Raw genomic sequence first — 12,832 nt, 5'->3', positions numbered from 1 at the left:
CGCATCGACCGATTCGCCCGCGGCGTACGGTGTTGATGCTTGGAAATGGCTCCTGGAGCCGCTGACCACAGAGAGTGATCCGTTTTGAGCACCACGACCGACCCCGGCCCCGATACGGAGACCGGCTCAGAGACCGACCAGACGACCGCGAGGCGGGGCGCACTGCTCCGCTGGGGCGTCCTGGCCCTGCTGATCGCCGTGATCCTGGCTGCCGTCGGCTACGTCGGCTGGCAGCTGACCCGCGGGGCGGATGAGTCGGTGGTGAGCCAGCGCGAGCAGGTGATGTCGGCGGCCGACAAGTTCGTCGGCCGGGTCAACACCTACGGTCCCGAGGACGTCGGCAGCGACAAGAAGACGATGCCGAAGTACCGCGAGCGGGTGGGTGAGCTGCTGACCCCGAAGTTCGAGAAGAGCTTCCTGGGCAACGTCGCGTTCGCCGAGGCCACCGTCGTCCAGCAGGGCGTCGGTCGCACCACGAGCGTGCACAGCACGGGCGTCGCCGGCCTCGACGAGGACAGCGCGACCGTGCTCGTCGTCGCCGAGCTCGCGATCAGCTACCCGAAGGCCGAGGGCTCCGAGGAGCGCGTCGAGGCCGCCCGCCAGCTCTCGCGGACGGAGGTGGAGCTCGTGAAGCAGAACGGGAAGTGGCTGGTCGACGACTGGTACCCCGCCGAGGAAGCTCCTACTTCGGAAAGCAGCGAAGGGGTGACACCATGAGTTCCACGATGACTAGTCCGACCTGGTACGACCTGCTCGACGTCGAGCCCGATGCCGCCACCGACGACATCCGCGCGGCGTGGAAGTCCGCGATCGCCGACCTGGACCCCACCGACCGCCGCTTCCGCACCCTCAACGAAGCCGCCGCGGTCCTGCTGGACGAGAAGAAGCGGGCTGCGTACGACGCGGAGCTGGCCGCTCTCGAGGAGGCTGCGGTCGAGGAGGACGACCTCGAGGCTGACGAGGCCGCCGACGTCAAGGACGAGGCGGCAGTCGTCGCCTCTGGCGAGGACGAGCCCGCCGACGAGGAGCCCGACGCCGCGGAGAGTGCGGCCGCCGGCCGTACGCTGCCGCTGCTGCCGACGTGGGCGCTGATCGCTGCCGGCGCCCTCGCCCTGGCCGCGGTCATCGCTGCCGGCGTCGTCTTCTTCGGGCAGGAGAAGGTCGCCACCGTCTCCAACAACAACGTCACGACCAGCACCGTCGAGGGCGCGGTGGGCAAGCAGATCACCCGCAACCACAAGCTCCTCGTCGAGGAGCAGGGCGGCGAGGCGCTTGAGGCGGCGAAGAAGGCAGCCGTTCCGCTGCTCTCCTACGACTACAGCAAGATGGATGAGTCGAAGAGCAAGGCTCACGACGTGATGACGAAGGACTACCGGGAGGACTACGACCGGCTCTTCGCGGTCCTCGTCGACAACGTCCCCGAGACGAAGACCGTGGTGAAGACGCTCGCCCCGGTCGACGCCGGCGTCATCCGGGTCGCCGAGGACACCGTGCAGATCCTCGTGCTGGTCGACCGTCAGGTCACCAACGCCCAGCGGAGCACCCCGATCGGCTACCAGGAGTACGCGATGCTCACGATGGCCAAGGTCGGCGACGAGTGGCTGGTGGACAAGGTCGAGACGCAGCCGAGCCAGGACTAGGCCCGAGCTGACCTGGCCTTCCAGGCTTTTGCGCTACCTGTCAAGTGATTGGAATAACTTTTCCGTGGGTCGGACCGATTGGCGCGGATGCTTGACCCGGGGTGCCGATGGGGCGCATGATCATCCGCGATGCTCGACAATGGCACTGCACCGACAACGCCGAGGTTCGAGCGCCGCAGGTGTGAATGAAGGTACTCCGGACTTTTAATTAGGCCCGGTGTTGTGAAGTGCGCTTTTGTGCCGTACTATGGCGCTTTGCGCATGCCTTCATATGCCCCTCAGCCTGCCCGGTGGCTGTTCGGTGGTCGGCAGCGCGAATCCACCTGCGAACCTTGTCGAAGGATTCCTCTTGGCCGCGCGCACCTCGTCGGGTGACTCCACCCCTCGCCGCATCTCTTTCGCTAAGATCTCAGAGCCTCTCGAGCTTCCCAAGCTCCTCGCCCTCCAGACTGACAGCTTCGACTGGCTGATCGGTAACGAGCGCTGGCAGGAGCAGGTTGCCGCCCGCGAAGCAGCGGGCGAGGACGTGTCTCACAAGTCCGGTCTACAGGAGATCTTCGAGGAGATCTCCCCGATCGAGGACTTCTCGGAGACGATGTCCCTCTCGTTCGAGAGCCCTGTCTTCTACGACCCCAAGTACACCGTCGAGGAGTGCAAGGAGAAGGACTTCACCTACTCCGCGCCTCTCTATGTCTCGGCGGAGTTCACCAACAACGACACCGGTGAGATCAAGGGCCAGACGGTCTTCATGGGCGACTTCCCGCTCATGACCGAACAGGGCACCTTCGTCATCAACGGCACCGAGCGTGTTGTCGTCTCGCAGCTCGTCCGGTCCCCGGGCGTCTACTTCGAGCGCACCGCCGACAAGACGTCCGACAAGGACATCTACACCGCCAAGCTGATCCCGAGCCGCGGCGCCTGGCTCGAGTTCGAGATCGACAAGCGCGACCTGGTCGGCGTCCGCCTCGACCGCAAGCGCAAGCAGAACGTCACGGTGCTGCTCAAGGCCCTCGGCTGGACCAACGAGCAGATCCGCGAGGAGTTCGGCGAGTACGAGTCGATGATGCTGACCCTCGAGAAGGACAGCACCACCGCTCAGGACGACGCGCTGCTCGACATCTACCGCAAGCTGCGCCCGGGCGAGCCCCCGACGCGTGAGGCCGCGCAGACGCTGCTGAACAACTACTACTTCAACCCGAAGCGCTACGACACCGCCAAGGTCGGTCGCTACAAGGTCAACAAGAAGCTCGGTCTGACCGAGGCCTTCGACCAGCAGACCCTGACCGTCGACGACATCGTCGCGACGATCAAGTACGTCGTGGCGCTCCACGACGGGCGTGCGCAGCTCGACATGCCGCAGGGCACGATCGACATCGCTGCTGACGACATCGACCACTTCGGCAACCGCCGGATGCGTACGGTCGGCGAGCTGATCCAGAACCAGCTGCGTACGGGCCTTGCTCGTATGGAGCGCGTGGTGCGCGAGCGGATGACGACCCAGGACGTCGAGGCGATCACGCCGCAGTCCCTGATCAACATCCGTCCCGTGGTCGCTGCGCTGAAGGAGTTCTTCGGCACCTCGCAGCTGTCGCAGTTCATGGACCAGAACAACCCGCTCGCGGGCCTGACGCACAAGCGGCGTCTGTCGGCTCTCGGCCCGGGTGGTCTCTCTCGTGACCGCGCCGGCATGGAGGTCCGAGACGTCCACCCGTCGCACTACGGCCGGATGTGTCCGATCGAGACCCCTGAAGGTCCCAACATCGGTCTGATCGGTTCGCTGGCCTCCTTCGGCCGGATCAACCCGTTCGGTTTCGTCGAGACGCCCTACCGCAAGGTGGAGAACGGCGTCGTCACCGACAAGATCGACTACCTGACCGCCGACGACGAGGACCGCTACGTCATCGCGCAGGCCAACGCGGCTGTCGACGAGAACATGAAGTTCGCGACCGAGCGCGTGCTGGTCCGCCAGCGCGACGGTGAGGTCTCCGAGCTCCTGGCCGACGAGGTCGACTACATCGACGTCTCGCCGCGCCAGATGGTGTCGGTCGCGACCGCGCTAATCCCGTTCCTCGAGCACGACGACGCCAACCGTGCGCTCATGGGCGCCAACATGCAGCGTCAGGCGGTGCCGCTGGTCCGCAGCGACTCGCCGCTGGTCGGCACGGGCATCGAGTACCGCGCGGCTGTCGACGCCGGTGACGTGCTCGTCGCGAAGAAGGCCGGTGTGGTCAAGGAGGTCTCCTCCGACCTGATCGAGACCCTCAACGACGACGGCACCTACACCTCGTACAAGCTCGCGAAGTTCGAGCGCTCCAACCAGGGCAACTGCGTCAACCAGCAGCCGCTGGTCGACGAGGGCGCCCGGGTCGAGGTCGGCTCCCCGCTGGCCGACGGTCCGGCGACCCAGGGTGCCGAGATGGCGCTGGGTGCCAACCTCCTGGTCGCCTTCCAGTCGTGGCAGGGCCACAACTACGAGGACGCGATCATCCTCTCCCAGCGTCTGGTGCAGCAGGACTACCTCACCTCGATCCACATCGAGGAGCACGAGGTCGACGCTCGCGACACCAAGCTGGGTCCGGAGGAGATCACCCGGGACATCCCGAACGTCTCCGAGGAGATGCTGGCCGACCTCGACGAGCGCGGCATCATCCGCATCGGCGCCGAGGTCACCACCGGTGACATCCTGGTCGGCAAGGTCACCCCGAAGGGCGAGACCGAGCTGACCCCGGAGGAGCGCCTGCTCCGCGCGATCTTCGGTGAGAAGGCGCGCGAGGTCCGCGACACCTCGATGAAGGTTCCGCACGGCGAGGAGGGCACCGTCATCGGTGTCCGCGTCTTCGACCGTGAGGAGGGCGACGAGCTGCCCCCGGGCGTGAACCAGCTGGTTCGGGTCTACGTGGCGCAGAAGCGCAAGATCTCCGTGGGTGACAAGCTCGCCGGCCGTCACGGCAACAAGGGCGTCATCGCGAAGATCCTGCCGGTCGAGGACATGCCGTTCATGGAGGACGGCACCCCGGTCGACGTTCTGCTCAACCCGCTCGGTGTTCCGCGTCGTATGAACATCGGGCAGGTCCTGGAGCTCCACCTCGGCTGGCTCGCCAAGCAGGGCTGGGACCTCAACCTCTCCGAGGACCCCGAGGACAGCGCCTGGAAGCAGCGCCTCATCAAGATCCACGCCGACAAGGCCGACCCGGGCACCAAGGTGGCCACCCCGGTCTTCGACGGTGCGCGTGAGGACGAGATCACCGGTCTGCTCAGCGCGACCCTCCCGAACCGGGACGGTCGACGCGTGGTCGGCACCGACGGCAAGGCCCGCCTCTTCGACGGTCGCTCCGGCGAGCCGTTCCCGGAGCCGGTGGCCGTGGGCTACATGTACATCCTCAAGCTGCACCACCTGGTCGACGACAAGATCCACGCGCGTTCGACCGGTCCGTACTCGATGATCACCCAGCAGCCGCTCGGCGGTAAGGCCCAGTTCGGTGGCCAGCGCTTCGGTGAGATGGAGGTCTGGGCGATGGAGGCGTACGGCGCCGCCTACGCCCTGCAGGAGCTCCTCACCATCAAGTCGGACGACGTGCCCGGCCGCGTGAAGGTGTACGAGGCGATCGTCAAGGGCGAGAACATCCCCGACTCGGGCATCCCGGAGTCGTTCAAGGTTCTCGTCAAGGAGATGCAGTCGCTGTGCCTGAACGTCGAGGTGCTGAGCCAGGACGGTTCGGCGATCGAGCTTCGTGACGCGGAGGAAGACGTCTTCCGCGCCGCCGAGGAGCTCGGCATCGACCTCTCCCGTCGCGAGCCCTCTTCCGTAGAGGAAGTCTGACGAGCGGGAGGTACGCCCCCGGGCGTACCTCCCCTCCCTCAGTCCCCTTTGAACTTTCCAAGAACTAACGAAGGAACTGGAAGCCACCGTGCTCGACGTCAACTTCTTCGATCAGCTCAAGATCGGCCTGGCCACCGCGGACGAGATCCGCGCGTGGAGCCACGGCGAGGTCAAGAAGCCTGAGACCATCAACTACCGCACGCTCAAGCCCGAGCGTGACGGCCTCTTCTGCGAGAAGATCTTCGGTCCCACCCGGGACTGGGAGTGCTACTGCGGCAAGTACAAGCGCGTGCGCTTCAAGGGCATCATCTGTGAGCGCTGTGGCGTCGAGGTCACCCGCTCGAAGGTACGCCGCGAGCGGATGGGCCACATCGAGCTCGCCGCTCCGGTGACCCACATCTGGTACTTCAAGGGCGTTCCGTCGCGGCTGGGCTACCTGCTCGACCTCGCTCCGAAGGACCTGGAGAAGGTCATCTACTTCGCTGCGTACATGATCACCTCGGTCGACGAGGACTCGCGTCACCGCGACCTGTCCTCGCTCGAGGCCAAGGTCGACCAGCAGCGCAAGATGCTGACCGGCCGGCTCGACGTGGCGATCAACGACCGCGCCAAGAAGCTCGAGACCGACCTGGCCGCGCTTGAGGCCGAGGGCGCCAAGTCCGACGCCAAGCGCAAGGTCAAGGACGGCGCCGAGCGCGAGATGAAGCAGCTGCGCGACCGCACCGAGCGTGAGGTCAACCGTCTCGACGAGGTCTGGGACACCTTCAAGAACCTGAAGGTCCAGGACCTCATGGGCGACGAGCTGCTCTACCGCGAGATGAAGACCTGGTTCGGGAAGTACTTCGAGGGCCACATGGGCGCCACGGCGATCCAGAAGCGCCTCGAGAACTTCGACATCGAGGCCGAGGTCGAGAACCTGCGCGAGACCATCGCCACCGGCAAGGGTCAGCGCAAGGTCCGCGCGCTCAAGCGCCTCAAGGTCGTCGACGCCTTCCGCAAGACCGGCAACAAGCCGACCGGCATGGTGCTCGACGCCGTCCCGGTCATCCCGCCGGACCTGCGCCCGATGGTGCAGCTCGACGGTGGCCGCTTCGCGACCTCCGACCTCAACGACCTCTACCGTCGTGTGATCAACCGCAACAACCGCCTCAAGCGTCTCCTCGACCTCGGTGCCCCCGAGATCATCGTGAACAACGAGAAGCGGATGCTGCAGGAGGCCGTCGACTCACTGTTCGACAACGGTCGTCGTGGCCGCCCGGTCACCGGGCCGGGCAACCGTCCGCTGAAGTCGCTCTCCGACATGCTCAAGGGCAAGCAGGGTCGCTTCCGTCAGAACCTCCTCGGTAAGCGCGTCGACTACTCCGGCCGTTCGGTCATCGTGTCGGGTCCGCAGCTCAAGCTGCACCAGTGCGGTCTGCCGAAGCAGATGGCCCTGGAGCTGTTCAAGCCGTTCGTGATGAAGCGCCTGGTGGACCTGAGCCACGCTCAGAACATCAAGTCCGCCAAGCGGATGGTCGAGCGTGCTCGCCCGGTCGTGTGGGACGTCCTCGAAGAGGTCATCACCGAGCACCCGGTTCTGCTGAACCGTGCGCCCACCCTGCACCGCCTCGGCATCCAGGCCTTCGAGCCGCAGCTCATCGAGGGTAAGGCCATCCAGCTGCACCCGCTCGTCTGCACCGCGTTCAACGCGGACTTCGACGGTGACCAGATGGCTGTCCACCTGCCGCTGTCGGCAGAGGCCCAGGCCGAGGCTCGCATCCTGATGCTCTCGACCAACAACATCCTCAAGCCGTCCGACGGTCGTCCGGTCACCATGCCGACCCAGGACATGATCATCGGTCTCTACTTCATCACCTCCGACCGCGAGGGTGAGACCGGCGAGGGCCGTGCGTTCTCGTCCCCGGCCGAGGCCATCATGGCCTTCGACCACCTCGAGATCACGCTGCAGTCGAAGGTCAAGATCCGCCTCGACGACATCGTCCCGCCGATCGGCTACGACGTGCCGGAGGGCTGGACCGAAGGCAACCCGCTCGTGCTCGAGACCACGCTGGGCCGGGTGATCTTCAACGACACCCTCCCCGCCGACTACCCCTTCGTGAACTACGAGGTCGGTAAGAAGCAGCTCGGCGCGATCATCAACGACCTGGCCGAGCGCTACACCAAGGTCGAGGTCGCGGCGTCGCTGGACGCGCTCAAGGACAACGGCTTCCACTGGGCCACCCGTTCGGGTGTCACGGTCTCCATCGACGACGTCACCACGCCGCCGAACAAGGCCGAGATCCTGGAGACGTTCGAGGCGCAGGCTGCCAAGGTGCAGAAGCAGTTCGAGCGTGGTCTGGTCACCGACGAGGAGCGCCGTCAGGAGCTCGTCGAGATCTGGACCGAGGCTGCCAAGGTCGTCGGTGCTGCCATGGAGGCGGCGTTCGACAAGAAGAACCCGATCTTCATGCAGGTCACCTCGGGTGCTTCGGGTAACTTCAACCAGATCCGCCAGGTCGGCGCCATGCGAGGCCTGGTGGCCAACCCGAAGGGCGAGATCATCCCGCGGCCGATCAAGTCGAACTTCCGCGAGGGTCTCTCCGTCCTGGAGTACTTCATCTCCACCCACGGTGCTCGTAAGGGTCTGGCCGACACCGCGCTGCGTACCGCCGACTCGGGTTACCTGACCCGTCGTCTGGTGGACGTCTCGCAGGACGTCATCATCCGTGAGGACGACTGTGGCACCGAGCGCGGTCTGCCCAAGGTCATCGGTGTCGACCAGGGCGGCGTCGTCGTCAAGGACGACAACGCCGAGACCGCTGCGTACGCTCGCACGGCTGCTGTCGACATCGAGCACCCGTCGACCGGCGAGGTTCTCGCGGTCGCCGGCGAGGACCTGGGCGACGTCAAGATCGAGGAGCTGGTTCGCGCCGGCATCACCGAGGTCAAGGTCCGTTCGGTCCTCACCTGTGAGGCCCGCACGGGTACGTGTGCCAAGTGCTACGGCCGCTCGCTGGCCACCGGCAAGCTCGTCGACATCGGTGAGGCGGTCGGCATCATCGCCGCCCAGTCCATCGGTGAGCCCGGCACCCAGCTGACCATGCGTACGTTCCACACCGGTGGTGTGGCCTCGGCCGACGACATCACGCAGGGTCTGCCGCGTGTCGTCGAGCTCTTCGAGGCGCGTACGCCGAAGGGTGTCACGCCGATCTCCGAGGTCGCCGGTCGCATCGAGATCGAGGAGACCGACAAGGCCCGCAAGGTCCTGGTCACCCCGGACGACGGTTCCGAGGTCAAGGAGTACGTGGTGTCGCGCCGCTCGCGTCTGCGCGTCGGCGACGGCGACCACATCGAGGTCGGCGCGCCGCTGACCATCGGTACGCCGGACCCCAAGGAGGTCCTCCGTATCCTCGGTGTCCGCAAGACCCAGCAGCACCTCGTCGACGAGGTTCAGCAGGTCTACCGGTCGCAGGGTGTGTCCATCCACGACAAGCACATCGAGATCATCGTGCGGCAGATGCTGCGCCGGATCACGGTGCTCGAGTCCGGTGACACCAACCTGCTGCCGTCCGACCTGGCCGACCGCATCGACTTCGAGTCGGAGAACCGGCGCGTGGTCTCCGAGGGCGGCAAGCCGGCCTCGGGTCGTCCGGAGCTGATGGGCATCACCAAGGCCTCGCTGGCCACCGAGTCCTGGCTGTCGGCGGCCTCCTTCCAGGAGACCACCCGCGTCCTCACCGACGCTGCCATCAACGGCCGCTCGGACTCGCTGCGCGGTCTGAAGGAGAACGTCATCATCGGTAAGCTCATCCCGGCCGGCACCGGCCTGGAGCGCTACCGGAACATCAAGGTCGAGCCGACCGATGAGGCTCGTGCCGCGGCGTACTCCGTGACCGGTTACGACAACTACGACTACGAGTTCGGCAACACCGGCGGCCAGGCCGTCGCGCTGGACGACTTCGACTTTGGTTCGTACCAGAGCTGAGACGACTGAGCGAGGTCGGAGGTCGAGCTTGCTCGTGCCTCCGCGCCGAGCGAAGGAGTAAGCCGCCGTAGGCGGCATCGAGTGGTCTAGAAGGCCCCGCCTCCCTCGGGAGGCGGGGCCTTCGCACTTTTGTCAGGGCTCAGTCAGGGCACGAGGAGCCAGCGACCGTCCGAGCCCGGCGCCGCCAGGGCCTCCTGGTAGGCCTCGGCGGCCTTGCTCAGCGGGCGGGTCGCGGCGATCCGGGTCGGCACCGAGCCGGCGGCCGCGAACCGGAGGAGGTCGGCGAGGACCGCTCCGTCGGGATTGTTCAGCGCGGTCGAGACCTCGATGCCGCGCTCGGACGCCGGCGCGCGGCCGGGCTTGACGCTGACGTAGCGGCCGCCGTCGCGTACGCCTGCCAGGGCCGGTTCGTTGAGTGCCGCCAGATCGAGGACGGCGTCGTGGGCGTTCGGCTCGATCTCGGTGACGGCGCGGTCGGCGCCGGTGGCGAGGTGCTCGGTGCCGGGGCGTACCAGGGCGTCGACGGTCCAACCGTCGGCTTTCGCCAGCCCCAGTGCCCACAGGCCGACGCCGCCGGCGGCACCGGTGACGAGGAGGCTGCCGCGTTCGGGGCCGAGCAGGTCGAGCGCCTGGCGAGCGGTGAGCGCGTTGAGCGGAGCCGCGGCCGCCGCCTCGAGGGTGAGTCCGTCGGGTACGGCCGCTGCGTCGGCGGCGGCGAGCACGATCTCGGTCGCGTGGGCTCGCGCGCCTGCGGCCGGGTTGCCGTGGAGGCCTGCGACGCGGTCGCCGACGGCGAATCCGGTGACCTCCTCGCCGATCTCGGTGACCACGCCACTGAAGTCGAAGCCGAGGCCGATCACGTCGGGGAGGCCGATGGCTGCGTGGTCGCTGGCGACGAAGGCGTCGAAGAGGGTGAAGCCGGCAGCGGCCACCTCGACCCGGATCTCGTCGGCGCCGAGCTGCTGGGCCGGGAGCTCCTCGAGGCGCGGGGTCGGGTCGCCGGCGCGGGAGATGAGTGCGTACATGGTGTTCGTCCTTTTGCTGTGGTCGAATGGTTGTAAGTACTACTTTCGGTGCCCTACTCTCTTTTGGGAAGAAGGCACTTTGAAGTGACGTACGCACCTGGAGGTTTGCCATGGGGACGACGACGGCCGAGCGGCCGAGCGGATTCGACGCATTCTCGGCGCTGTGTCCGAGCCGGCGGCTGCTGGACACGATCGGTGACAAGTGGGTGAGCCTGGCGATCGTGGCGATCGGTCTGCGTGGACCGCTGCGGTATTCGGAGCTGGCCTCGCAGATCGAAGGGGTGAGCCAGAAGATGCTGACCCAGTCGCTGCGGAGGATGGAGCGCGACGGTCTGCTGACCCGCACGGTGACGCCGTCGGTGCCGATGCGGACCGACTACGAGCTAACCCCGCTCGGGCAGACGCTGCTGCCGGTCATCGGCCACCTCAAGGCCTGGGCCGAGGAGCACATGCCGGAGGTGGACGCGGCCCGGACGGCGTACGACAGCAGGGTCTGAGATTTTCTCGGGATCCGACGCAACGAAGCGAACGGTCCGCGCGTCTCAGGGTTGGGACGATGAGTTAACTGGCTGGATCTATCTAGCTGGCATCTGCTACTCGAGGAGCGAAGATGCGGCACCTGCGACTGATGGTGGTCGGAATCGGGGTCCTCGGCGTGCTCGCGGTGGGAGGTTGTGGGTCGACGAAAGACGGGGCGGTCGACTCGTCACCATCTGCCGCCGGGACCGCGGATCCCGCCCAAGCGAGCAGCACACCATCGTCCCCGACTCAGTCCTCACCGGCGGCCACGGGGGGTTCGCCGGTGAGGACTGAGTCCTCTGCTCCCTCTGACCCTGCGCCGATGGATCCGGAGACGCCGAAGTGCACCAATGCCGATCTGAAGGCCGGCTATCGCGCGACCGACGCGGGCGCGGGATCGCGGTTCGGCGAGATCACGCTGACCAACGTCTCCGATCGTGCCTGTGCTCTTGGGGGCTTCGGTGGGCTGTCGTACGTCGGGGGTGGCGACGGCACCCAGATCGGCGCGCCGGCGGCGCGTGAGGGCAAGTGGCGCAAGGTGATCATGAAGCCGGGGCAGGTGGCGGTGAGCGAGGTCGCCGAGTCGACCGCCGAGAACTACCCGGCCTCGGCCTGCAAGCCGGCCAAGGTGGATGGGTTCCGGGTCTACGTGCCCGACTCCTACGACTCGCAGTTCGTCCGTCACGAGACGACCGGGTGTGCGGACAAGAACGTGTCGCTCCTGTCTCATCACGCGTTCCACTAGCGGCCATCCGCCTGCGCGATCCTGTCGGGCATGAGACGTGTCCGAGCAGGCCTCCTCGTGTCCGCGGCGCTCCTGGCGAGCTCCGCCATCATCCCGGCTCACGCCGGGAACGATCCGCGTACGTTCGACCTCCAGGCGCACCGTGGCGGCATCGCGCTGACGGTCGAGAACACGCTCCCGGCCTTCGAGCGGGCGCTCCAGCTGGGCGTGAGCACTCTCGAGCTCGATGTGCAGATCACCGAGGACGGCCATGCGATCGTGACGCACGACCGGGACCCGAACCCGGCCAAGTGCGTCGACACCTCGCCGGCGTTCCCCGATGACCCGGAGTTCCCGTACGTCCCGAGCCGGACCTACATCAAGGACCTGACGCTCGCGCAGGTGCGGACGATCGACTGCGGGTCGCTGCGACAGCCGCAGTTCCCTGACCAGGTGCTCTCGCCGGGCGAGCGGATGCCGTTGCTCTCGGAGGTGTTTGCGCTGGTCAACAGCTACCACGCCGGGCAGGTCGAGCTGAACGTGGAGACGAAGGTCGAGGCTGGAGCGCCGGAGCAGACCGCGCCGCGCGAGCAGTTCGTACGCGTCGTCCTGGCCGAGATCAGGCGGGCGCACATCCGCAACCAGGTCACGATCCAGAGCTTCGACTGGGGTGCGCTGAAGCGGTTCCGTGAGGTCGAGCCGCGGCTGCCGATCGTCGCGCTGACCAATGGGCAGCAGTTCCTCCAGCAGGGACGGCCGGGCGCCTCGCCGTGGCTGGGCGGGATCGACATCGACGACTTCGAGGGGTCGCTGCAGGAAAGGTACGTCGCGGCCGCGGACTCGTTCGGGGCGGATGCCGTCTCGCCGGTCCACGGTGACCCGCAGGGCGGCTCGGTGTCGGACCCGGGCTACGTGCCGTTCACGACCCAGGAGCTGGTCGACGCGGCGCACGCGCGCGGCATCGCGGTCGTGCCGTGGACGGTGGACGACGTCGCCACGATGGAGCACCTGATCGGGCTCGGCGTCGACGGGCTGATCACCGACAGGCCGGACGTGCTGCGCGAGGTGCTGGCCGAGCACGGCTACAAGCTGCCGCGCATATACCGAGGTCACCGCTAAGAAAGTCGTTTACCCTCTGGG

8 protein-coding genes are annotated in these 12,832 nt (G+C 66.9%); 7 read left to right on the top strand and 1 reads right to left on the bottom strand.

Going from position 1 to position 12,832, the window contains the following annotated elements; translation table 11 throughout:
• Positions 1–84 precede the first annotated feature (84 nt).
• From AB0F44_RS10375 to AB0F44_RS10360, 4 genes are all read left to right on the top strand, one after another.
• Positions 85–717 carry a hypothetical protein gene (locus AB0F44_RS10375; protein WP_357355079.1) on the top strand — a complete coding sequence of 211 codons (633 nt, stop codon included), beginning with the start codon at positions 85–87 and terminating at the stop codon, positions 715–717.
• On the top strand, positions 714–1,640 hold the full coding sequence (locus tag AB0F44_RS10370) for a DnaJ domain-containing protein (protein WP_357355077.1): 927 nt from the start codon (positions 714–716) through the stop codon (positions 1,638–1,640). The genes AB0F44_RS10375 and AB0F44_RS10370 overlap by 4 nt, the downstream gene beginning before the upstream one ends.
• Before the next feature lie 349 nt (positions 1,641–1,989).
• Complete coding sequence (rpoB, locus tag AB0F44_RS10365; protein ID WP_350663358.1) at positions 1,990–5,460, top strand: DNA-directed RNA polymerase subunit beta; 3,471 nt, start codon at positions 1,990–1,992, stop codon at positions 5,458–5,460.
• A gap of 88 nt (positions 5,461–5,548) precedes the next feature.
• Positions 5,549–9,424, top strand: coding sequence for a DNA-directed RNA polymerase subunit beta' (locus tag AB0F44_RS10360; RefSeq protein WP_357355075.1), 3,876 nt, complete (start codon positions 5,549–5,551; stop codon positions 9,422–9,424).
• 143 nt (positions 9,425–9,567) lie between these two features.
• Here the strand turns inward: AB0F44_RS10360 and AB0F44_RS10355 are convergent, their stop codons facing one another.
• On the bottom strand, positions 9,568–10,449 hold the full coding sequence (locus tag AB0F44_RS10355; RefSeq protein WP_357355073.1) for an alcohol dehydrogenase catalytic domain-containing protein: 882 nt from the start codon (positions 10,447–10,449) through the stop codon (positions 9,568–9,570).
• Between the two features lie 110 nt (positions 10,450–10,559).
• Here AB0F44_RS10355 and AB0F44_RS10350 point away from each other — a divergent pair, with 110 nt between their 5' ends.
• The 3 genes from AB0F44_RS10350 to AB0F44_RS10340 all read left to right on the top strand — a co-directional run bounded on the left by AB0F44_RS10350 (position 10,560) and on the right by AB0F44_RS10340 (position 12,811).
• Positions 10,560–10,946, top strand: coding sequence for a helix-turn-helix domain-containing protein (locus tag AB0F44_RS10350; protein ID WP_350663364.1), 387 nt, complete (start codon positions 10,560–10,562; stop codon positions 10,944–10,946).
• Between the two features lie 344 nt (positions 10,947–11,290).
• The gene (locus tag AB0F44_RS10345) at positions 11,291–11,713 is read left to right on the top strand and encodes a DUF4232 domain-containing protein (RefSeq protein ID WP_357355071.1); all 423 of its coding nucleotides are present in this window, start codon (positions 11,291–11,293) and stop codon (positions 11,711–11,713) included.
• A gap of 30 nt (positions 11,714–11,743) precedes the next feature.
• The gene (locus AB0F44_RS10340; protein WP_357355069.1) at positions 11,744–12,811 is read left to right on the top strand and encodes a glycerophosphodiester phosphodiesterase family protein; all 1,068 of its coding nucleotides are present in this window, start codon (positions 11,744–11,746) and stop codon (positions 12,809–12,811) included.
• The last annotated feature ends 21 nt before the right edge of the window (positions 12,812–12,832 follow it).

The organism is Nocardioides sp. NPDC023903, assembly GCF_040639295.1.
Taxonomy (GTDB): domain Bacteria; phylum Actinomycetota; class Actinomycetes; order Propionibacteriales; family Nocardioidaceae; genus Nocardioides.
Note: the sequence above shows the minus strand (reverse complement) of the source record. Positions and strands in the feature narration are given on the sequence as shown.

Coding starts and splice junctions, on each gene's coding strand:
- AB0F44_RS10370 (WP_357355077.1), top strand. CDS start 714: ATGAGTTCCACGATGACTAGTCCGACCTGGTACGACCTGCTCGACGTC.
- AB0F44_RS10355 (WP_357355073.1), bottom strand. CDS start 10,449: ATGTACGCACTCATCTCCCGCGCCGGCGACCCGACCCCGCGCCTCGAG.
- AB0F44_RS10350 (WP_350663364.1), top strand. CDS start 10,560: ATGGGGACGACGACGGCCGAGCGGCCGAGCGGATTCGACGCATTCTCG.
- AB0F44_RS10345 (WP_357355071.1), top strand. CDS start 11,291: ATGGATCCGGAGACGCCGAAGTGCACCAATGCCGATCTGAAGGCCGGC.
- AB0F44_RS10340 (WP_357355069.1), top strand. CDS start 11,744: ATGAGACGTGTCCGAGCAGGCCTCCTCGTGTCCGCGGCGCTCCTGGCG.